Here is a 22,830-nt window from a genome sequence, read left to right on the forward strand (position 1 = left end):
ACGCCGCCAGCGTTCGTCCTGAGCCAGGATCAAACTCTCCATAAAAGTGGTAAGCCCGAAGGCTTGGCCATTTTTAAGAATTCGCTTGTTAGCTCATTCAAAAAACTAGCTACGCAGATTGCTCTGCGATATTTTAAAACATTTTGTTGAATCTGACGTGATTCATATGTTCAGTTTTCAAAGAACTTGTTTGTCTCACTTTCGTGGTGACAAGTGATTATATTACCAGCTTCGTCATCATGTGTCAACAACTTATTTACTTTCTGTCGAAAGTTGTATGTTGTTGTTGCCGTATGTCTCAGAAGCGACAAGAAATAATTTAACACATCCGCAAACCCTATGCAACTTGTAAAAAATGACAAAGGAGCATGCCCTCTACAACCTGCGTAGAATTCATGCTCCTAATCATTTACTACAGTAATTACTGCAACAGCTTAAGCAGCTCTTCTTCATCTTCAATAACGGTTACCCCGAGATCGCGCGCCTTTGTAAGCTTACTCCCTGCACTCTCGCCGGCGATGACGAAGTCCGTCTTCTTGGACACACTGCCGCTGATCTTCGCACCAAGCGCCTCCAGCTTCTTCGCCGCCTCATCGCGCGTCATTAGAGAGAGCGTTCCGGTAAGCACAACGGTTTTGCCGCTGAATATGCTGTCCGTCCGCGCAGCCTCTTGCTGCTCCGCTTCTGCTTTGACACCAAGTGCCAGCATACGGTCTAAGCACTCCGAGATAATCGGATCGCTAAAGTAGGTGTAGATGCTGTCTGCCACAATCCCTCCAACGTCAGGCAATCCAACGAGCTCCTCGACAGTCGCGGCTCGCACAGCACTTAAGCTGCCGAAATGGTCCGCGAGCATCTTCGTTGTCGCTTTGCCCGTATTGGGGATACCAAGGGCAAATAGAAACGCTGCCAGATCCCGGTCCTTGGATTTCTCAAGCGCATCAAGCAGCTTACGCGCCTTGCGATCACCGAAGCGATCAAGACCGATTAGTTGATCATAGGTCAGAGAATAGAGATCCGCAGGATCGCGTACTCCGCATTCATCAAACAGCTGCTCTGCTGTCATGATGCTGAACGATTCGATATCCATCGCATCGCGGGACGAGAAATGGGTAATCCGACCGATCGTCTGGGGTCTGCAGCCAAGCTTATTGTTGCAGAACAAATGCGCTCCGCGCAGCTCCAGCGGTGTTCCGCAAGAAGGACATTCGGTAGGCGCTATGATTTCTATGCCGGGCTCATCGTCGGCTTTGCCCAGAATTTCCGGAATGACGTCGTTGGAACGGCGAATGATGACATGCGTGCCAAGCGCGAATTTAAGATTCTTACGCTCGATATCACCGATATTGTTGAGCGTACAGTTCTGAACAGTAACGCCTGCGAGATCAACAGGCTCGACGCGTGCGACAGGTGTGATTTTGCCGGTACGGCCCACTTCCCAGGATACAGACTCCAGGATCGTCGTCGTCTCTTCGGCCTCGAACTTAAACGCAACAGCCCAGCGCGGGAATTTATCGGTATAGCCGAGCGCTTCGCGCGTCCGCATGTCCGTCAGCTTCACGACTGCACCATCAATGAGGAAATCATGCTCACCTCGGCCTTCAGCGACACGACTGAGTTCTGCCTGCACCTCTTCAATCGTCGTGCAGTACAACGTATAAGGATTAACCTTAAACCGGTTATCCTTCAGAAACTGAATCATCTGTGCATGCTGCTCGAAGGATATACCTTCGGCGTACCCTATATTATAGAAGAACGCATTCAGCTTCCGCTCTGCGGTAATCCGCGGATTCTGGTTACGCAGCGCACCTGCTGCTGCATTACGTGCATTCTTCAGCGGTTCGACAGCACTTACATTGTAAGCTTCAAGCACGGAGAGATTCATAATGCCTTCGCCTTGAACCTCAATGAGACCGTCTTTGAACGGAATTGTCAGCGGTATGGAGCGAATCGTCTTTACTTGCGCCAGAATCCCCTCGCCTACAACACCGTTGCCGCGAGTCGATGCTTGCACAAGATTGCCCTCATCGTAAGTCAAATTCAGCGTAAGTCCATCAAATTTGAGCTCGATGACATAACTAGACTCGGGCAATGGCGCTTCGCTCGGATTCTTGGTGTTATAGTCTGCGATTGCTTTCTTCACCCGAGTATTCCATGCGAGCAGATCCTCCGTGTCCTGCGCTTTATCCAGACTCCAGAGCCGGGCGCGATGACGATGAGGCTCGAAGCCTTTCAAGATATCGCCGCCAACACGCTGCGTCGGCGAATCCGGAAGGAAGCTGCCTGTCTCCTGCTCCAAGCGTACCAGCTCGTCATAGAGCTCATCCCACTGTTTGTCGCTGATCGTCGGCAGATCCAGCGTATAGTAGTTGTGATTGTGCTCCGCAATGAGGTCGATTAGCTCACGCATTCTCGCAAGCTTCATCGGCTCGATATTAGATCCCGGTTCCATCGCAGTCGTCATAGACGTTCTCCCTCTCTCGTTCAAATTCCTTATACCTTCGTAATCGGTGCAAAGCTCGCAAGCAGCTTCTTCAGACCAACCGGAGCCGGGAATGCGATTTGGAGCTCCTTGTCATTACCGGTACCACGGACGGAGACAATCGTGCCGATGCCCCACTTGCCGTGTGATACTTTATCGCCGGCTACAAACTCGCCGCCCGCTCCAGCCCCTGCTGCTGCACCGGAAGCTGCGCGCGCCGCATCCATTGGCGTGGTAATCCGAACGCCGCTGCTGCTGCTGCCTGCTCCGGAAAGAGACCCCGACCGGGCAGCCGGCGACGGTGCACCGCTGCGGAAGCCAAATCCCGTTGATCCCGAAGCTCCGGCACCTGCTGCGCCACCTCCGCCAATACCTCGACTGCCTGAACCAAACCCGATTCCGCCGCCTGCCGGACGGCCGCGTCCTGTTGCGGATGCATCCGTCTTCAGCTCATCCGGTACCTCCCGAAGGAATCGCGAAGGCATATTCGCATTCGTCCGGCCAAACAACGTACGCATTCGAGCGCTAGTCAGATAAAGCTGCTTCTCCGCGCGTGTAATCCCAACGTAGGCAAGTCGGCGCTCCTCTTCCAGCTCTTCGTTATCATTCATTGCCCGACTGTGAGGAAATACACCTTCCTCCATCCCGATAATGAATACGATCGGAAACTCCAGGCCTTTGGCGCTGTGCATCGTCATCAGCACGACGGCATCCTTCACGCCGCCTTCCGGCTCATCTTTATCCATCGAGTCAATGTCTGCAATAAGAGCAAGATCCGTTAGGAATGAAACCAAGGATTTGTCTTCATTACGCTTCTCAAAGTCCTGCGTTACGGAGAGAAACTCGTCGATATTCTCTAAACGCGCCTTCGACTCCAGCGTGTTCTCACGCTGCAGCTCCTCGCGATAGCCGCTTAGCTCCAATACCTTCTCCGTCAGCTCTGTAACCGATAAGTATTCAACCATACGCGTCAGGTTATCGATAATATCACGGAATTCCGCTAGCGCCGTGCGGGCACGACCTGTTACATCAAGCCAGTCCAGCTGCTCTAGCAGCGCAAAGACCGAGATCCCGCGCAGTCCCGCTTCATCAAACAGTTTGGCAACGGTCGTATCGCCAATCCCCCGCTTAGGGACATTAACAATCCGTTGGAAGCAGATATCATCATCCGGATTCGAAACAAGCCGCAAGTAAGCGAGCAAGTCTTTAATCTCTTTGCGATCATAGAACTTGACGCCGCCGACAATTTGATAAGGAATATCGGATTTAATGAGTGTTTCCTCTATCACCCGTGATTGCGCGTTCGTCCGGTACAGGATCGCATGATCGCCGAACTTCCGGCCGCCGCCTACGTGTTTGCGAATAGCACCTGTCACGAAATACCCTTCATCATGCTCCGTGTCTGCTTGGTAAACGGTGATCGCTTCACCTTCGCCCTGATCCGTCCACAGTTTCTTCGGCTTCCGGCCGCTGTTAAGCTTAATAACGGCATTGGCAGCGTTCAAGATATTCGCGCTGGAACGGTAGTTCTGCTCCAGCATGATCGTTTGCGCTTCCGGATAGTCTTCCTCAAAGTTCAAAATATTCGTAATATCCGCGCCGCGCCACCGGTAAATCGATTGGTCGCTATCCCCTACAACGCAGATATTGTGATGTTTGCTGGCTAACATATTACACAACATATATTGCGCTCGGTTCGTATCCTGATACTCATCGACATGGATATAGCGGAATTTGTTCTGGTAGAAGGCAAGTACATCCGGCTCGTCCTTGAACAGCTGGATCGTTTTCATAATGAGATCGTCGAAGTCCAGCGAGTTGTTGCTCTTGAGCCGCTTCTGATAAGCGGTATATACCTTAGAAACGATCCCGTCAAAATAATCCCCGATCTTCAGCTCGAACTGCTCCGGTGAAATCAGCTCATTCTTCGCCCCGCCAAGTGCGGCCTGCACACTCTTAGGCTCAACTTTCTTCGTATCGATATTAAGATCCTTCATGCAGTTGCGGATAACCGACAGCTGATCGGCGGAATCCAAGATCGAGAAGCTGTTCGTAAAGCCGATCCGGTTAATGTCTCTGCGCAAGATCCGCACACACATCGAGTGGAAGGTCGATACCCAAATATCTTGACCGGCATTGCCGACCAGCGCGCTTACGCGCTGCTGCATTTCCCGTGATGCTTTATTGGTAAAGGTAATCGCCAGGATACTCCATGGCGCTACTCGCTTCTTCTCGATTAAGTATGCAATACGGTGCGTAAGCACGCGTGTCTTACCGCTTCCCGCTCCTGCCATGATGAGCAGCGGCCCATCTGTTGCTTGCACAGCTGCACGCTGAGGCGCGTTCAGTTTCTGAACAGCCTGGTCGATGCTGAATTCGTTTAACATAGAGAAAATAAACCCCTTTGTTCGCATTTGTTCGCCTAATCTCAGTCTAGACAACCGCCGAGATTGTGTCAATTACAACCGGGCAGATTGCAGTTATTTTCCAATAAATAAAAACGGCCTCCGAAATGACGATCCGCATGTCCGTTCAGCAGCCGATTCGTTCCGAAGCCGTTCTTGTTCATTTCCGCTATCTTCAGCTTTACTTAGGCAGTTCCGTGGATAACACAGCATTGACCGTCGACAGCGCCGCGTCCAGATCATCATAGATCACATTACCAACGATAACCGTATGCGCTGCTTCTGCCGCCTGTTTTGCTTTTGCCGCATCATCAATCCCGCCGCCATAGAACAGCCTCGCTCCCGTCACGAGCCGAAGGGTTCGCTTCACAAGCTCCATGTCGCCGAATTTGCCGCTGTACTCCATATAGATCACCGGCAAGTGCATAAGTCGATCCGCCATATAAATATGAGCCGCGACCGTCTCAGAGTCAAGCCCTGCCTGAGCACCCGTAAGCTTCGCCGCTTGGGCTTCCTCGTTCAAGATCAGGTACCCTTCTGCCGAGGTGTTCTCCCAGGGGATGAAAGCCCCGAATTTACGCAACGCCTGTATTTGTCTGCCTGCGAGCCATTCCGCCTTATCGGTATTCAGCACAAGTGGAATGAAATAATGGTCAAATCCCGGCACTGCGGCCTCTTCATTCGACACCTCAAGCGCACAAGGCACCTCATACCGGCGAATTCGCGACATCAGATCAACGGTATTGTCAAAGGTAACACCGCTTGATCCGCCCACTAGGATAGCATCGGTTCCGGACATGCAGATGGCATCGAGCCGCTCATCACTGATTTCACGTTCCGGATCCAGCTTAAATACATGCCGCCATTCTTTATATATTGCCGATTGCAGTTCCATGTTGCCCTCCGCCTAATTTAGATATCCTGCCATCCTTAAGCCGGCTTACAGCTCAAGCGCCTCAATTCGCTGCATAACGGCAAATTCATTGGGATAAATCATCATAAACTCCGTTAAGCCTACCATGCGGAACAGCTTCTCGTAATGGGGCGTTATGCCCCATGCGAAAGTGTGTACGCCTGCTTTGCTGCCCATCCGAGCCAGCCGGATCAGTACAGCCATCCCGCCGCTATTAATATAATCGACTTTCGTCAGATCCAGCGCCATAAACCGGATGCTTCGGCCGAGCTCCGATTCTTGCTCAAAACCCGCAATCAGCTTGCCCTCGGCTGCCTTGCTCAAATCGCCTTCCAACTTCAGTACCATCCCGCTTGGGAATTTCCGCGTTTCAATTTGCAAGGGCTGTTCGCTCATCTTCTCAAGCCTCCTTATCCAGGTCATCGGTTATCCGCCAGAAGCCGTCTGTAATTTTCTCATAAAATAAAGCTCCGTATAAAATCCGCGTTCATCTCGGCCGGTTGTCCAGTAATCCGCCAGCGTATCAATCATAACCAGTCCCCAGCCTCTGGGGTCCTCTGATTCCAGTTTCTTGCGCATCTCCGCTTCATCTCGGGAGAGCCTTGGATAATAGCCGCCGCCTTCATCGTAAATGCGACAAACGGACAGCATGCCGCCGATTTGGGCGATGACGGTAACGTATGTATTCGGCTGCAGCTTGTTGCCATGCTCGATCGCATTAATCATCGCTTCGCACACGGCGCTTTGGACATCCTCTTTGATTTCGGATTCCGGCCATCTCTCTTGCATCCAATCGCCCAGCTTCAAGGCGATAAGCCTCTCCTCGCCAAGCTTGCTGCGCAAGGACCATTCACGGGTCATAAACGGATTATCGAACGCCGCGGCTACGTCACCGTAATCGCCTCGCGGAATATCCAGCTTATCCAGCGCGCTGCGATATTCACCCGCAAGCTCCAGAACGACGACGGTGCGATCGTCTTGACCCGGTCCGCATGCCTCATCGACACGAGCAAGCCAATCATCCACTACGACAGACAATTCGCCTTCTGATTCCCAAGTCGCAATCTCCGCTTCAAGCCCGTCGAAGCTGTACATTTTGCCGGTTTGATCGATCGCCTCAATTAATCCATCCGTATACAGCAGGAACCGATCCCCGTCCTTCAACTGCAAGTCTTTCTCCTCGTAGACGGCCTCAGGGTCAATCCCGATCGGAAGCGAGCTGCAATCGATCGCGGTGAACTGCCCATCCTTGGCAATGATGTATGGCGACAGATGTCCTGCACTGGCATATTGCACCTTATTATTAGTTAAATCGATGATGCCTACACCGATGGAAACACAACCTTCGTCCCCCATCGCTTCGCACAGCTGTCGGTTCATACGGGCAAGCACCTCCGAAGGGCTGCCGTTTCTCCGAATCTCGGAGCGGAACACAAGCAGCTGCGCCGACATAATGAGTGCCGCGGGCAATCCTTTGCCTGACACATCACCGATCATCACTGCAAATCGGCTGGGGCCAAGCGACACAACATCGAAGAAATCCCCGCCAACCTCACGGTAGGATCGGCAGCGTGCTGCAATGTGATAGGCGCCTATCGTCAGATTTCCGGGCGGAAGGAGCTTCTGTTGCACATTGTAAGCCATTTTCAATTCCCGCTCCAGTGATTCGTATTCCCGGTTAATCCGATTCTGCAGCTCACTGTAGGCCACCGCAAGTTCTCCGGCTTCGTCATGTACAATAGACGCTGTATGGGCATGCCGGATATCCGTTCCGCCAACAAGTCCGCGAATATCCCGAATGAGGCCTCGAAGCTCCTGCCTAAATTGCATCGTCACATAACTGAACAAACTTAATCCGATTAAGAAATAAAATAAAGCAATCAGTCCGAATTTGTAAGGCTCCATCGATTCATGCGGTCTCGCTGTCACAATGGCCAGCTGAAACAGACTCAGAATCGTGACCAGAAACGTACAAGTATACGTAATCACAAGCGGTTGCGAAAACGAAGCCCGTCCATCAAAGCTGCCGGACAGCGGCTGGAGCTTCATCATGTAAGGACGAAACAGTCGCCGCACGGAGGTGAAGAGAACGAGCGCCACCGTCATGATGAGACTTTGCTCCCCCGCCATAATGCCGGTCAATTGCAGCCAATCGATGGAATCGCCTTTCTCTTGATCATTCCACACCTGGATCAGATCGGCCAAATGAAAGCTTGCCGAGATCAGCAGTCCGAGCAGCAGCACGCTGATCAGCAGCTCATAAGGCATACGATACAAACGAACGAGAGCTGCACTAGTCAGACTGTTGTCCCGTTGTATACCCGTCCTTGCGGAAGACGAAGCATCTTCTTGGAGCTCCTTAATGACGGGCTGCAGCCGCCACGCCGATGCGCAAACTAGAATGACCGCAAGCATAACCGACCCAAGCACGTTCACGATAAACGGAAAAGGGAACATCGCTTCAAAGTGCGAAACCAACATCGTTTCCGCACGCAAAATCAATAAACTGAGCACCAGCGCTATGACATAAATGAGCAACAGCCGATTAAGCAGCGAGCGTCCCGCAAAGGATGGCCGATTCTTATTCTGTGTCGTCCTCAATTCCATAGCAGGCTCCTAACCTCATCAAGCGGTTCGCTGCCCAGTTCCTCTTTGCAAACGCGCTCTAGGCGCCGGTACCAGCCGATCGCTTCGATTCGCCGATCTCCGCGCAAGCAAAGTCTAATCATAGCCTCGTACGCTTCTTCCTGTTCGGGCCGCAGCGCAATCCATTCGGCTAAACTCTGCTCCACCCTTGCCTCGTCATGCAATTCACCGTAGTAGCCGGCTATTCGCTTGATCATATTCGTCTGACGATCCAGAAGCTGCTCCCTGACTCGCTCGAGCCATTCCGCATAGGGAAGCTCCGTTCCAAGCAGGCCATAGAGAGGCATCGCCTTGTCGTATAAGCGGCAAGCCTCTTCGCGATCATCTATCCAGAGCTGGTCGCCAACACGGGACAACGTCAGATAGCTTTCCACATCGATCGCTTCAAAAGTCACTTCCGATATGCCTACGACGCCGCGTTTGGCATAAACCAGATCCTCCGGCATGCCGAGTTCCTTTAACGAGGAACGTAAGTCATGAAGGGTGACATAAAGCTGATTGGATCGTTTAGCGGGATCGCCTTCTCCGAAAACCCGTTCAATAACTTGCTCTCTATTTGCCTTATAACCCGGTTGAAGCAATAAATAGACGAGTAATTCACCGGCTTTCCGCCGCTTCCATATCGGTTCAGCCAGCTTACCTTCCGGTGTACTGAAGCTGATCCCATCAATGAGCTGTACCCGCCATCTGGCCGTATTGGTTTCAGCGGTATGCATATGCACATTGTCATTGGAGTTGTCCGGTGCGGGCTCCGGAACTGCGCCCTGTTGTACGTCATCTCTATTCAGCAGACCAGTCCCCAACTGTTGATCCAATTCGCTTAGCTGCTGCTGTCTAATTTGCTCTTGTGCAAAGAACGTGATCGTGTGGGCTTCCACATTCGCCTGATCTTCCATTGACTGCTTGAGCTCCGCTGCAAATCGGTCAATAGCCGGCGTGGAAACTAGTTTACGCAGCCGATCCAGCTTCGGATAGAATTGTTCCGCTTGAGCAAGCTGCCCTTCTTGAAGAAACCGTTTCAATCGAGCTCCGCTGGCAAAGATCGAGCTTTCAATATCCTCCGTCAGATCTGCCGAGAGATTCTCATCCGGCTGCTGCATCAGGATCGCTTTGCTCAAATAAGCAAAACGTTCAGGCAGCATCGCGCACAATTCCGCACTTGGCTCCTTACTCGTCAGCAAATCAACCAGCACAGCACCCGATGGGTTGTTCACCATATGGCGTTTGAGCCAGTGCAGCCACAGCTGCCAATCGGGATGCTCCTTCTCGAGGGGATCAAACAACAGCCGATCGAGCAGCACAAACCCGAGCCAAAGCGGCTTGCCTTCTTCTCTGAAACGTTCAGCGGACATAATAAAGAGACGCTGCGCCAGCTCATATTGCGCGGAACCATTGGCTGCCGCATGGGCCAGTGCCCACGGCACAAAACCGCTGCAGTTCTCCGGATTACGCGCCCACTCCTGTGCCAGCAGGGCCATTACAGGCTTAGACTCCTGCTTATCGCCTACCTGCTCGTACAATAGACCCAGCATCGCCATCATCGTCAGCATCGAGGAATCATCCGCTTGCGCGGCAAAACCTCGGAGTGCGGCTTCCAGTCTTAGCTTGGTTTCGACTAACCGTCCCCTAAGCAAGCCATCCTCGCATTCAGCGCGAAGCAGCAGCGGCGATTTCATTCTTATATCAGCCGGAATGGCCAACAATTGCGCAATAGCGGGCATTTGGCCATCAAGAATGGTCCGTTCGGCCTTCAGTACTTCCATTTGCCAACCGTCCTGGTTGGTCTTCACCTTGTTAGGTTGTTTCATTGGTCATCCTCACCAAGCCTATTTTATTCTCGACTTCCGGCACGCAATCATAACTGCCGGTACGAAATGTACACAACCTGAATTAATGCTACTATTCGCCCCCCAATCCCGAAAACCTCCCTGACTGTCGAAAATGAAAGAAATTTGTAAGGGCTCGGGATAGGAAATTATGACTATATAAGAAAAGAGAGGCCGCCTTAGCTGCCCCTCTACTCTTATTTGACCAGCTGACCTCTTGTAACGCCGAGCTGATTGATGGCTTTCAAGCTGCGCCACACTTGCGTACCGCCAATTCGTCCGGCGATGGCATCGCTGTAGAGCTCGATAACCTCATCTACTTTATCGGCGGTCTCTTCCAGAAACTCGATTCGGAAAGAGGCTACACCAAGATCACCGAATTGTTTGATGTATTCAGCGCCCGATTGCTCGATGGCGTTATAGACCGTATTCCGGCAGCCTTCATCGACGCGAACCGGATGAGACATTCCGATCCGGTCTTGCAGCGACACGCGGCGATCTTCGCACGGTCTGCCGCAGTTGGTGAAATCCGTACCTTCGCTCAGGAACGTGCAATATACGCAGTGCTCCGTATGGAACATCGGCAAATGCTGATGAATAACGACTTCCATGCGCGACGTATCGCTGTTGCGAAGCAAATCAAACATTTGCTGTACGTTCAAGTCATAAGACGGCGTTACCAGGCTGCAGCCGGCATCGAAGAAGAGATCAGCTGCTTTATGATTCGCGATATTCAGCGAGAAGTCCCCGATCAGCGTCGGGAACGGCTCATTCGGCTTGGAAGCGCGCGCCCTTAAATAGTAATACAGCGCACCTGTATTCCGTACCAGCACGGCATCCGGCTTCAGCTTCAAAATATTCGCATGGTAGCCGTTCTCGTTCGGCATATGAATCCGCGGCGTCACCAGCCCAATCGGCTTGCCTGCGCTCCGCGCAAGCTCCATCGCAGCGGGAAGCTGCTTGATAAACTCGAAATCGGCATACACCATGCCGACTTTCTCGGAGCGCACCGCAGCTTCAAGCTGCGGCAAGCTGCGGCAGAGCACCGTCAGCTTGGCCCCAGCGCCGCGGCCTGCGGCCGCAAGCTCGCCACCGGCGCCGACGCTGCCTTCACTCGCGCCGCGGCTGCGCACGTCGTCGTAAACCTCGACGGCGCGCTTCACATACACGGGCGGCTTCGGTCGCTCGCCGGCCAAAGCCTCGGCCGCTTCACGGCGCATCCGGTTCAGCTCGCGCATCGGCACGATGAGGTCGCCCTGCAGGTCGACCTCCAGTCCCTCGAGCTGATATACCGTGCCGCCAAGTCGGCCTAATTGCTCTTCGAGCAGCGCGTGGTCCATCGGACGTTTCTCCGCATGCTCGAGCAGAAGCTCGGAGGCAACCTCAACCGTATTGCCCTTCTCGACATCGGTCCACCACGTGCGGAGCGGCTGTCCGAGTCCGCCGGTTACTTTCACATGCAGCGGGAATACGCGGTAAGGCTTCTCGGTTTCATACGAAGCACGAAGACGTTTGTCCAGCGCCGGGTCGTTTGTTTTCCAAACCCGATCGCCTACATGAACCTTACGCAGGTCGATATCGTTACGCCCCGGCACCAATTCAATAACAGTGCCCTCTTGGGCTTCGCCTTCAAACTTCGTGCCTTGTCTGCGCAAATCGTAGACGCGGCCGCCCTCTTCCTTCTTCGTCGGATCTCCCGCATCGAAGACAATCCCGTCGCCGCGTTTAAGAGGCGCTTCGATCCGGCAAACAACGGCATCGCGAAGTACCCGCTCCACGCGTCCAAGATAGACGCCGCGGCTCTTCGGGAATGTCCCTTCTACTAGCTTCTTGTTGTTGGTTCCGGTTAGGAAGCCATGCGTGAATCCACGCGAGAAGCTCTGCTGCAGCTCGCGGATATCTTCCTTCGAAGGGGCAGAGCGATCCCCATCGAAATATTTATCAATCGCCTTGCGGTATTTGCTCACCACGTTGGCTACATATTCAGGGCTTTTGAGACGACCTTCGATTTTGAAAGAAGTCACGCCTGCTTCGATAAGTTCCGGTACGAGCTCGACAGCCGCGAGATCCTTCGGCGAAAGCAGGTACGTAACGTCGCCCATCACCTTCTGCTCGCCATCTACCATCAGATCGTACGGAAGTCGGCAAGCTTGCGCGCATTCGCCGCGGTTAGCCGAACGACCTCCCCACATCTCAGAGGTCAGACACTGACCGGAGTACGATACGCATAGAGCGCCATGAACAAACACTTCCATCGGCAGTTTCGCTTGCTCACCGATGGTCTTGATTTGCTTTAAATTGTTCTCCCGGCCAAGCACGACGCGTTCGATATCGAACGGCTTCGTGAACTCTACCGCTTCCGGAGACGTAATCGTCATCTGAGTCGAGCCATGAATCGGGAAATCCGGCGACAGCTCGCGAATGAGCTTCACCAGTCCGAGATCCTGCACGATAACCGCATCGACACCTGCATCGATACAAGCTTCTATCAGCTGCTTCGCACTATTCAATTCTTCTTCAAACACCAATATATTAAAGGTCAGAAATCCTTTAACGCCATAGCTGTGCAGGAAGGCCATAACTTCCGGCAGCTCATCCGTATGAAAATTATTCGCCCGCGCCCGTGCATTGAACTTCTCTACGCCAAAAAAAACAGCGTCGGCTCCATTTGCCACAGCTGCCCTCATGCAATCCCAATCGCCGGCCGGTGCCAGCAGTTCGACATCTTGCCGCTTCATCATTACCATCTTGACTTCCGCCATCCTTATCTATCAATCACTTATTTGTTTTAAGTGTACCAGAGCTTACGCCTAAACAAAAGCGACCTGCCTACGCAAAAGCCGCTCCCCTCCGAAATATTTCCGGTTGGAAGCGGCGCCTTTGTGATCTGCGAGCTAATTTGTAAACGTAAACGAATTAACAGCCTTCTCGATTTGACTGAGATTGCTCTCGGTGAGGTTGGCTTGGTTTAGCGCATAGGAGATTAAATAAACGCCTCCATGCATTTCCACCACATAATAGACGAGTTTTACCGGTACATCGAGATTGTTCATTTCCCATTCCACTTTCGTAACGGGAATCCCATTTCCGATTGTCGATGGGCCGGTTGACGTAATATGGGCACCAGATTTAATCATTTCAGGGTCAGTCGTAATATATTGCTTTAGCGTTTCATTATATTCGCTTGCTTCCCGATCTTCCCAGACGTTAATCACGAATGACCCTTCCGGCAAAGCATACTCGACCGTGTCTTCCTCGAAGTTTTTCTTCGTTGCGGTCCACGATTGAGGCAGAACAATAGAGTAACCGTACGTATTGCTTTTCTTCGTGACCGTCATTCCGGCAAGATCGGAGTCATCCCCCAGATCGGTAAAATTTTTCTCGATAAATGCGGTGTCGATGTCCGCAAGCGCTGCTATTTGAGCAAACAAAGCGTCGCCTTTCACCGGCTCATTGAAGTAATAGAAATCAATCTCATACTTATGGGTACCTGAAGTTAAGAAGACTTGATATTCATTATTCCAGTCTTTCTTGTCGTACGTATATTCGTAACTCATTACCTCCGCCTTTCCATCCGGCAAGATAACGGTCGACTCTGAGATATTGCGAACATAATCAGATAACGTGGTTTCTTCCAATTGCTTACGTGAACGTTTCAACCATTCTCCCGCCGTATCCCCTGCTTGCAAGGAACTGACACTAAAGGTCAAATAGCCGTCATCACTTGTAAAAGCAGGCGTAGACGCTTCCTTAACACGAGCCCAATTGACAGGAAGTTTGACGGTAAACCCAAAGTCCGCGTCCATAATCGTAATGTTGTTGTCTTTTACCTTCGTAACATCTTTAATGCTCCCATCACTTTTGGCAAAAGAAGGCTTGAAACTGTCCATAACAGATTGATAAGCATTTAACTTCTCACGGGAGTCGGATTTAACACCTACAGCAATGAAATAGATTCGCGTACCGACCTGGATAGCGCGGTTGTCGTAGAACCAGCCATCCCGATCTTTACTGATTATCCGCTCAAAGCTTAGATCGCCAAGGGTTACCGTCTTCTTCTCGACTGCAAACTCACCTTCAGAGAAATAACCCATAATATAATCGCGAAGTTCTTCACGGGTATAGGCTTGATCCACGTCTTCAACAAACACGCTAACGCGGCGGTCTTCCTGCGCGGAAGTCCATTGCGTTGCACTTCCGTTATCGGATTGATAGCTTAGCGCCAAATCCGAGGGATAGTTCATCGTCCAGCCGTAGTAGCTGTCGCCGACCTTTGTTTTACCTGCATCCGTATTAATGCCGCCGGTGTTTGAGCCCGCTGTTGTACCGGAAGTGTTGGCTTTAACGCCGTTAATTGTGATTTGATTGCCGCTCAGTGCCAGCGTGGCACCAAATGCCGATACAATGACTCGAAGCGGCACCATCGTGACACCGTTCACGATTTTCGGTTCAGCCGTCAGTGTTATCGGCGCACCGTTAACCTTTACGATTTTGCTGCCGATCGTCAGGACAACCTTAGTTGAATTATAAGAGAGCGTAATGATCTTATTGTTCTCCAGCTTGAGGCCTGCTCCGAAAGCTTTGGTAATGACGCTTAAGGGAACCATGGTCGTGCCGTTCAACTTAAACGGCTTCTGTATCGTAGACGCGCTGCCGTTTACGGATAGAGTCGGACTGCCGATCGCCAGTTTGATAACCAGCTTGTCTGCTGCCGCTCCGGCGGTAATCGGCATAAGTGCGAATAACATACAAGCCGTAATGAGTATAGCCAGCCATTTCTTCTTCATAGTAAGTGGAATCTCCCTTATAAGGTAGTGTATTACTTCGATTCGGCGAGCGTTATTCGCTTCGTAATCAGGTCGCCTTCCGACTGGAGCATGATTTCGATCTGCTGTCCCGGCAGATAGCCTTTAAGCAGTTCGTTAATCTCTACAATGGAAGCCACTTGCTTACCCCCTACGGAAAAGATCTGATCGCCCGGATGAAGATTGGCTTTCTTCGCACCTTCACTCCAGACTGACTCGATTTCCAGCGGTTCCGTTGTCGGCAAGCCGACAATAGCAGACCAGCTTTCTTCCAGCTCCGCACCAAGCGATGGGCGCTTCACCTTGCCGTATTTGAAAAATTGGTTAACCACGTATCGAACGGTATCTGCCGGAATGGAAAAGCCGAGACTTTCGACGCCATCGCTGACAAATTTCAGTGAATTTATCCCGATTACCTCGCCCTTCTCATTCACAAGCGGGCCTCCACTATTCCCCGGATTAATCGCAGCATCGGTCTGGAGCAGCTTGTAGTAGGACGCGATAGAACGATTCATGCCACTCAGAATACCGGTTGTAGCCGTATTGCGGAGGGAGAACGAAACAGGTGTGCCAATCGCGATGACCGGCTCCCCTACTTCGAGTTGAAGCGGCACGGAAGCGAAGGTGGCCGGCTTCAGCTTCGTTGCATTGATTTTGACCAGAGCCAAGTCGCTCGTCTCGTCGATGTTAACCCGCTTGCCCGCATACTGCTTGCCATCGGCAGTTACCACTACAATGTTCTGCATATCCTTCACGACATGGGCATTCGTCACGATCCAGCCATTCGCCTTCCAGATGACTCCTGTTCCATGCGCCAGCGCAAATCGATTCGAATCACCGATTTCGGTTGGCTTCCCAATGATGCCTACAACAGATGGCGACACTTTCTTGATGACTTCCGGTATCTGCGATTTAGGCGTGTATGTATAGCTGTGTGTCTTCGAATCATAGACTCCGGTACCGCCGAGCGCTTCTGTCATCGCACTCGCTTTTACATAAACCTCTCCGTTAATGATCTTCGCATCTAGTGCGGTGGTCGTGGAACCTCCTGCTGCTATTACGGTACCGGTCATTAACAGTGCTCCTGCCGTTATTACGGCACACGCCATTCGCCACCCTCTTCGCCCCATCTGATTCCTCCTACTTTCTACCATCTGCTACTCTATTATGAACACTAGTAATACTAGGACGATTCTACTATATTTACCCATAACAAACAATTGGGGGAATGCTGCTCACAAGGAGTCAGTTTTTGTCCACTTACTATGCTTTTTTGGCATTGGAGACGTTGAATCTTAACCTTGTCTTCTGCCCATGCTATAATGAGTAATGCCATTCGCAATACATATCCATTTGGGAGGTAACTATACACGTATGAAACTCGGCGTATTCTCGGTCCTATTCGCACAGAAATCATTCGAAGATGCATTGGATTACATCGCATCTAAAGGCTTGGATGCCATTGAAATCGGAACAGGCGGCTACCCAGGCAACGCACACTGCGATCCTGACACTCTGCTTGCTGACGAAAGCAAACTCAAAGCATTCAAAGATGCAATTGCATCCCGCGGCTTGACGATCAGCGCACTTAGCTGCCACGCTAACCCGCTTCACCCGCAGAAAGCAATCGCAAGCGAGCATGACGCTGTCATCCGCAAAACGATCGTGCTGGCTAACAAGCTTGGCGTTTCCGTAGTAAACACATTCTCTGGCTGCCCCGGCGACCACGAAGATGCGAAATACCCGAACTGGCCGGTTGCACCATGGCCGAACGATTTCCAAGACATCTTGAAATGGCAATGGGAAGAGAAAGTTATCCCTTACTGGAGCGAGATCGCTAAGCTTGCTACAGAGAACAACGTCAAGATCGGTCTGGAGCTGCACGGCGGCTTCTCCGTTCACAGCCCTGCAACATTGCTTCGCCTTCGTGAAGCTTGCGGCGATGCGATCGGCGCTAACCTTGACCCGAGCCACATGTGGTGGCAAGGAATCGATCCGGTTCAAGCGATCCACATTCTTGGACGCGCTGGCGCGATTCACCACTTCCATGCCAAAGATACAACGATTGACACGAACAACGTGAACAAGCACGGCGTAACGGACATGCAGTCTTATGCCCTGATGCTTGACCGCGCTTGGCAGTTCCGTACAGTCGGTTACGGTCACGATATGAAGGTTTGGGCTGACATCATCAGCGCACTTCGTCTTGTTGGCTACGACTACGTTGTCAGCATCGAGCACGAAGACGGCCTGATGTCCGTTGACGAAGGCTTCACGAAAGCTGTTCAAAACCTGCAATCCATCCTCATCAAAGAGCCGCTTGGCGAGATGTGGTGGGTTTAATCCCTATAGAAGAAACTCCGGCCTTTCTTGGCCGGAGTTTTTTGCTTTATAGCTGCGTTGTTACATCGTGGTACAAAAAAAGCCGCCCGGCTCTCCTGCACATGCCGTGCAAGAACCGGAGCGGCTTATATCGGTACAGGCTGTATGTATTACTGCAGCCAGACTTTGAAAATCATTACGTAATTCGCAAATGCGAACACGAGCAACGATACCGTTGCAAATCCGATTGCAAATACATTTTTCTTCGGGCGAGCCATGAGCAGACGAACCCAGCCGATGAAAATAACGATCGTGAACAGCAGCATCATAATATCCATGGGATCAAATTTTGCGATTGTTGCTACTTTTTCAGCAAGAAACATTGGTGAAGACCTCCTTATTTTCGCACGTAGCCTATATTAGTTATGTTAGCCTCATCACGAGCTCGATGCAAGCCACAATCGAGAATCGTAACAAGTTTGTCACCATTCATAGAAGTAACGTATCGAGAACATGGATACTTTCTTATATTTTGACGAAGGTGCATTCATTATAATTAGATCCTTCGTCATTTATAATTAATCCTTATAGTTGTCCCATTGCTTCTCATTGTCGCATGGTTTGAATTATGTTACCATTCATTATAGCAATTTCATACGGAAATCGTCGGATTTTCGAACCCTTTAGAGCAGAGCAACCCGAGCATAACATTCCTAGGAGGAACGAAGCAATGGCATATGAAGCCGTATGGATGAATGACCCTTCCAAATTAAATAAATTTGAGTTTATTAAAATGGAAAAAGACGGTCTGGATGTAATTCGCACCATCATCGACAAGTATTCGAAGGAAGGATATGCGTCCATTCCCGAAGACGATATGAACCGTTTCAAATGGGCCGGCGTTTACGAGCAGAAGCCCCGTGAAGGCTACTTCATGATGCGTATTCGGATTAACACCGGTATTCTTACATCTGCACAAGCGCGTGCAATTGCTTCCATCGGCCGCGATTACGGTCGTGATCTCATCGACGTGACAACACGTCAAGCGATTCAATACCACTGGCTTAAAGTGGAGGATCTGCCCGACATCTTCAACCGCCTCGAAGCGGTTGGCTTGTACTCCTACGAAGCTTGCGGCGACTGCCCGCGTACGATTGTCGGCAACCCGCTTGCCGGTATCGACCGTGACGAGCTGATGGATACACGTGAGCTTGTGGAGCAGGTGAATGATTTCTACCTGATGAACCGTGATTTCTCCAATTTGCCACGCAAATATAAAATGTCCATTTCTTCAAACATCTATAACAATGCTCATGCAGAGATTAACGATATTGCCTTCACGCCTGCAACTAAGGTGATTGATGGCGAAGAGGTTATCGGCTTCCATGTGTACGTAGGCGGCGGTTTGTCCGCGAAGCCGCATCTGGCGAAAGAGCTTGATATGTTCGTTCGTCCGGAAGAAGTGCTTAAGGTTTCGATCGGCGTTACAACCATCTTCCGCGACTTCGGTTACCGCGAGAAGCGTCACCAAGCTCGCTTGAAGTTCCTGATGGCGGATTGGGGTCCCGAGAAGTTCCAAGAGAAGCTCATCGATATTATCGGCGAAATGCCAACAGCGGGCGAAAGCAAGATTGTCGGCTGGAACGCTGTATACTATGATGGCGTATACCCGCAGAAACAAGAAGGCTTGAACTTCATCGGTTTGAACGTACCTGTAGGTCGTACAAACTCCGATGAACTGGAGCAGCTTGCTGATGCAGCCGACAAGTTCGGTGATGGCACGATCCGTACAACGATGTCGCAAAACATTATGTTGGCCGGCGTCCCTGACGATAAGCTCGAAGAAGCGCTGCAAGTGCCTGTTCTGAAACGTCTATCGCCGAACGCGAAGCCATTCATGAGCCGTACCGTTTCTTGCACAGGTAACGAGTTCTGTAACCTGGCTGTCGTAGAAACGAAGGAACGCGCTCGCCGCGTTGCCGAGTACCTCGATGAGAGAGTTGAACTGGATGAGAAAATCCGCATTCACTTCATCGGCTGCCCGAACGCTTGCGGTCAGAAGCATATTGCCGACATCGGTCTGCAAGGCGCTCTCGTGAAAACGCCAGAAGGCATGGTTGATGCATTTGATATCGCGGTAGGCGGTATTCTTGGGCCAGGCGCTAAGTTTAACGAATCGCTGAAAGGCCGCGTCAAAGGCGATGACCTTGGCGGCGTGCTTGCACAGCTGCTGCTGTTCTACAAAGAAGACCGCGAGTCCGGCGAAACGTTCCACAACTTCGTGAAACGCGTAGGCGTACCGGCGTTCCAAGAGAAACTGACTGCTATTTTGGCAAGTTAATTGTTAATCGAGTTAAACAGCCCATCCTCTAATGAGGATGGGCTGTTTTGTTTTTGGCTGTCGATAATGTCTCGGGCGGCACCCTCACCACGCTAACGAACCGCGGGGTCTTATTCGCGAGAAACTGGCACTTCAAGAGGTGCATTTGATTTATTCTTCGATGCCAGCAGCAACGCTTTGTACTTGATTTCGCTGCTGCGCAATCGTACGTTCACGGTCACGCTCCAGAATCGGCTTCAAGTAGCGGCCTGTATAAGAGCCCGCAACTTTAATCACTTCTTCCGGTGTACCGGTCGCTACGATGGCACCACCGCCATTACCGCCTTCAGGACCTAGATCCAGCAGGTAATCGGCCGTCTTAATAACGTCGAGATTGTGCTCGATAACGAGCACCGACTCGCCCGACTCTACCAGACGGTGCAGGACAACTAGCAAACGATCGATATCATCAACGTGTAAGCCTGTTGTCGGCTCATCGAGAATGTACAGCATCTTGCCTGTGCTGCGGCGATATAGCTCGGCTGCGAGCTTCACGCGCTGCGCTTCCCCGCCGGATAGAGTTGTTGCCGGTTGACCCAAGTTCATATAGCCAAGGCCAACGTCTAGCAGCGTCTGCAACTTCCGGTGGATACGAGGCACATTGCGGAAGAATTCCGTGGCGTTCTCAATCGTCATCTCCAGCAGTTCCGCAATGCTCTTGCCTTTGTACTTCACATCAAGCGTCTCCCGATTGTACCGTTTGCCTTTGCAAATCTCGCAAGGCACATATACGTCTGGGAGGAAGTGCATCTCGATCTTGATGATGCCATCTCCGCGGCAGGATTCACAGCGGCCGCCTTTGACGTTGAAGCTGAAGCGGCCTTTCTTATAGCCTCGGACCTTCGCTTCATTCGTCGATGCGTATAGATCCCGAATATCATCGAATACGCCGGTATACGTAGCCGGGTTCGATCGCGGCGTACGGCCGATTGGCGATTGATCGATATCGATAACCTTCTCGATATGCTCAAGCCCCCGGATCTCCTTATGCTCACCTGGACGAACCTTCGCTTTGTTCAGATCACGGGCGAGTGTCTTATAGAGAATTTCATTGACAAGCGTCGATTTACCGGAACCGGAAACTCCTGTTACAGCTGTAAAGACACCAAGCGGGAACTTCGCATTCACACCACGCAGATTGTTCTCCTTCGCGCCTCTCACTTCCAGCCACTTGTCGTTTGTCGCGCGGCGAGTCAGCGGAACCGGAATGAATTTACGACCGCTCAGATAGGCGCCGGTCAACGATTGCTCGTCCGCCATCACCTCTGCAGGTGTTCCCATCGAGACCACTTGGCCGCCATGGATACCGGCGCCTGGACCGATGTCGATGATGTAGTCGGCCGCGAGCATCGTATCTTCATCATGTTCGACGACGATTAGCGTGTTACCGAGGTCACGCATATGCTCCAATGTTTGAATCAGCTTGTCGTTATCGCGCTGATGCAGCCCAATACTAGGCTCATCTAATATATAGAGGACGCCCATCAGACTCGAACCGATCTGCGTAGCTAATCGAATACGCTGCGCCTCACCGCCGGAGAGTGTACCCGCAGCACGGTTGAGTGACAAATACTCCAGTCCGACATTAACTAGGAAGCCAAGGCGGCTGTTGATTTCTTTCAAGATGAGGTTCGCTATCAGCTTCTCCTTCTCGGTCAGTTCAAGAGCGTTGAAGAAACGATCCGCGTCGCCGATGGAGAGTGACGTCACATGGGAAATATTCTGGGTGCCAATCGTTACGGCAAGGCTTTCTTTGCGCAGACGATGGCCTTTGCAGCCTGCACATGGCTTAGCGCTCATGTATTGTTCAATATGATCACGGATGCCGTCAGATCCCGTTTCCCGATAACGGCGCTCCAGGTTGTTGATAATCCCTTCGAATGGCACGAGCGCTTCCTTGGAATGCCCGAAATCATTCTCGTAACGGAACCGCACACGCTCGCCGCCTGTACCGTTCAATAGCTTCTTCATATGTTCTGCAGACAGCTCGCTTACGGGTACATCCCGTGGAATGCCGTAGTGCACACATACGGCTTCAAGGAATTGCGGGTAATAATTCGATGTGCTGCCTGCCCATGCTTCGAAGGCACCTTCTTCGATCGATTTGCTTGCATCCGGAACGAGGAGATCCGGATCCACGATCATCTTGGCTCCTAGTCCGTCACAATCCGGGCATGCGCCGTATGGACTGTTGAACGAGAACATTCGCGGCGCCAGCTCATCGATACTGAATCCGCAGGCCGGACATGCAAGATTAGAGCTGAACAACAGCTCTTCCTTCTCCATGATATCAACCAGTACTTGACCGCCTGACAGCTTCGTCGCTGTCTCGAGCGAGTCGGCAAGACGGCTGTGAATATCGCTCTTCACGACGATACGGTCCACGACAACTTCGATATTGTGCTTCTTGTTCTTCTCAAGCTCGATCTTCTCGCTTAGCTCACGCAGCTCGCCATTGACGCGTACACGAACAAAACCTTGCTTCTGCACATCGGCAAGCAGCTTCGAATGCTCACCCTTACGCCCCGAGACGATTGGCGCCAGAATCTGCAGCTTCGTCCGCTCCGGATATTCCATGATCCGGTCTACCATTTGCTCTACCGTCTGGGATGTAATTTCGATTCCATGGTCCGGGCAATGCGGTTTCCCGACACGCGCAAATAAGAGACGCAAATAATCATAAATCTCAGTCACCGTTCCGACTGTCGAACGCGGGTTGCGGCTCGTTGTCTTCTGGTCGATGGAGATGGCCGGCGAAAGTCCATCAATGGAATCCACATCCGGCTTCTCCATCTGCCCGAGGAACTGACGTGCATAGGCAGACAGCGATTCGACGTATCGGCGTTGACCTTCGGCATAGATCGTATCAAATGCCAGAGAGGATTTACCGGAGCCGCTGAGCCCGGTCAACACGACAAATTTATCACGTGGAATCGTCACGTCGATATTCTTCAAATTATGGGCTCTCGCCCCTTTAATTACGATGGAATCACTGGCCACTGTTAATCCTCCTAAGAATATAGCACGAACTATATTCGACTTCGTAAGCTA

At 51.5% G+C, this 22,830-nt stretch carries 13 protein-coding genes; 2 read left to right on the top strand and 11 right to left on the bottom strand.

The genetic code is table 11. The features are described 5' to 3' along the window. Nucleotides 1-421: 421 nt before the first annotated feature. From ligA to AC0YNS_RS21095, 9 genes are all read right to left on the bottom strand, one after another. Nucleotides 422-2,464 carry an NAD-dependent DNA ligase LigA gene (gene ligA, locus AC0YNS_RS21055; RefSeq protein WP_475782941.1) on the bottom strand — a complete coding sequence of 681 codons (2,043 nt, stop codon included), beginning with the start codon at nucleotides 2,462-2,464 and terminating at the stop codon, nucleotides 422-424. Between the two features lie 29 nt (nucleotides 2,465-2,493). Continuing rightward, a complete protein-coding gene (gene pcrA, locus AC0YNS_RS21060; RefSeq protein ID WP_475782942.1) occupies nucleotides 2,494-4,869 on the bottom strand; it encodes a DNA helicase PcrA in 2,376 nt (791 codons plus the stop codon). 199 nt (nucleotides 4,870-5,068) lie between these two features. Beyond that, nucleotides 5,069-5,782: a heptaprenylglyceryl phosphate synthase gene (pcrB, locus tag AC0YNS_RS21065; RefSeq protein ID WP_475782943.1), complete on the bottom strand. Its 714-nt coding sequence runs from the start codon at nucleotides 5,780-5,782 to the stop codon at nucleotides 5,069-5,071. A 45-nt stretch (nucleotides 5,783-5,827) separates the two neighbouring features. Continuing rightward, on the bottom strand, nucleotides 5,828-6,196 hold the full coding sequence (locus AC0YNS_RS21070; RefSeq protein WP_090982433.1) for an STAS domain-containing protein: 369 nt from the start codon (nucleotides 6,194-6,196) through the stop codon (nucleotides 5,828-5,830). A gap of 30 nt (nucleotides 6,197-6,226) precedes the next feature. Beyond that, nucleotides 6,227-8,407 carry an ATP-binding SpoIIE family protein phosphatase gene (locus tag AC0YNS_RS21075; RefSeq protein ID WP_475782944.1) on the bottom strand — a complete coding sequence of 727 codons (2,181 nt, stop codon included), beginning with the start codon at nucleotides 8,405-8,407 and terminating at the stop codon, nucleotides 6,227-6,229. Continuing rightward, nucleotides 8,398-10,254, bottom strand: a complete 1,857-nt coding sequence (locus AC0YNS_RS21080; RefSeq protein ID WP_475782945.1) for an AfsR/SARP family transcriptional regulator — start codon at nucleotides 10,252-10,254, stop codon at nucleotides 8,398-8,400. Before AC0YNS_RS21080 ends, AC0YNS_RS21075 begins: the two co-directional genes overlap by 10 nt. 215 nt (nucleotides 10,255-10,469) lie before the next feature. Further along, nucleotides 10,470-13,019: a U32 family peptidase gene (locus tag AC0YNS_RS21085; RefSeq protein WP_475782946.1), complete on the bottom strand. Its 2,550-nt coding sequence runs from the start codon at nucleotides 13,017-13,019 to the stop codon at nucleotides 10,470-10,472. Nucleotides 13,020-13,166: 147 nt separating this feature from the next. Further along, nucleotides 13,167-15,059, bottom strand: coding sequence for a stalk domain-containing protein (locus AC0YNS_RS21090; protein WP_475782947.1), 1,893 nt, complete (start codon nucleotides 15,057-15,059; stop codon nucleotides 13,167-13,169). A 32-nt stretch (nucleotides 15,060-15,091) separates the two neighbouring features. Next, entirely contained in the window at nucleotides 15,092-16,207 is a 1,116-nt protein-coding gene (locus tag AC0YNS_RS21095; protein WP_475782948.1) for a S1C family serine protease, read from the bottom strand. 244 nt (nucleotides 16,208-16,451) lie between these two features. On the opposite strand from AC0YNS_RS21095, the gene AC0YNS_RS21100 reads away from it, so the two are divergent. Continuing rightward, nucleotides 16,452-17,420 (top strand): sugar phosphate isomerase/epimerase family protein, encoded by a 969-nt coding sequence (locus tag AC0YNS_RS21100; protein WP_091225049.1) that lies wholly within the window; start codon nucleotides 16,452-16,454, stop codon nucleotides 17,418-17,420. Nucleotides 17,421-17,569: 149 nt separating this feature from the next. On the opposite strand, the gene AC0YNS_RS21105 is transcribed toward AC0YNS_RS21100, so the two are convergent. Beyond that, nucleotides 17,570-17,782 (bottom strand): hypothetical protein, encoded by a 213-nt coding sequence (locus tag AC0YNS_RS21105; protein WP_090982421.1) that lies wholly within the window; start codon nucleotides 17,780-17,782, stop codon nucleotides 17,570-17,572. 347 nt (nucleotides 17,783-18,129) lie between these two features. Between AC0YNS_RS21105 and AC0YNS_RS21110 the strand changes: the two genes are divergently transcribed. Then, nucleotides 18,130-19,740, top strand: coding sequence for a nitrite/sulfite reductase (locus AC0YNS_RS21110; protein WP_475782949.1), 1,611 nt, complete (start codon nucleotides 18,130-18,132; stop codon nucleotides 19,738-19,740). A 150-nt stretch (nucleotides 19,741-19,890) separates the two neighbouring features. Here the strand turns inward: AC0YNS_RS21110 and uvrA are convergent, their stop codons facing one another. Beyond that, nucleotides 19,891-22,779 (bottom strand): excinuclease ABC subunit UvrA, encoded by a 2,889-nt coding sequence (uvrA, locus tag AC0YNS_RS21115; protein WP_475782950.1) that lies wholly within the window; start codon nucleotides 22,777-22,779, stop codon nucleotides 19,891-19,893. Nucleotides 22,780-22,830 lie beyond the last annotated feature (51 nt).

It is taken from the genome of Paenibacillus sp. J22FR21, from assembly GCF_056269135.1.

Excerpts from the sequence above, each read along its gene's own strand:
- AC0YNS_RS21100 (WP_091225049.1), top strand. The coding sequence starts at position 16,452 with ATGAAACTCGGCGTATTCTCGGTCCTATTCGCACAGAAATCATTCGAA.
- pcrA (WP_475782942.1), bottom strand. The coding sequence starts at position 4,869 with ATGTTAAACGAATTCAGCATCGACCAGGCTGTTCAGAAACTGAACGCG.
- AC0YNS_RS21085 (WP_475782946.1), bottom strand. The coding sequence starts at position 13,019 with ATGGTAATGATGAAGCGGCAAGATGTCGAACTGCTGGCACCGGCCGGC.
- AC0YNS_RS21095 (WP_475782948.1), bottom strand. The coding sequence starts at position 16,207 with ATGGGGCGAAGAGGGTGGCGAATGGCGTGTGCCGTAATAACGGCAGGA.
- ligA (WP_475782941.1), bottom strand. The coding sequence starts at position 2,464 with ATGACGACTGCGATGGAACCGGGATCTAATATCGAGCCGATGAAGCTT.
- AC0YNS_RS21075 (WP_475782944.1), bottom strand. The coding sequence starts at position 8,407 with ATGGAATTGAGGACGACACAGAATAAGAATCGGCCATCCTTTGCGGGA.
- AC0YNS_RS21110 (WP_475782949.1), top strand. The coding sequence starts at position 18,130 with ATGGCATATGAAGCCGTATGGATGAATGACCCTTCCAAATTAAATAAA.
- AC0YNS_RS21080 (WP_475782945.1), bottom strand. The coding sequence starts at position 10,254 with ATGAAACAACCTAACAAGGTGAAGACCAACCAGGACGGTTGGCAAATG.
- AC0YNS_RS21105 (WP_090982421.1), bottom strand. The coding sequence starts at position 17,782 with ATGTTTCTTGCTGAAAAAGTAGCAACAATCGCAAAATTTGATCCCATG.
- pcrB (WP_475782943.1), bottom strand. The coding sequence starts at position 5,782 with ATGGAACTGCAATCGGCAATATATAAAGAATGGCGGCATGTATTTAAG.
- AC0YNS_RS21090 (WP_475782947.1), bottom strand. The coding sequence starts at position 15,059 with ATGAAGAAGAAATGGCTGGCTATACTCATTACGGCTTGTATGTTATTC.
- AC0YNS_RS21070 (WP_090982433.1), bottom strand. The coding sequence starts at position 6,196 with ATGAGCGAACAGCCCTTGCAAATTGAAACGCGGAAATTCCCAAGCGGG.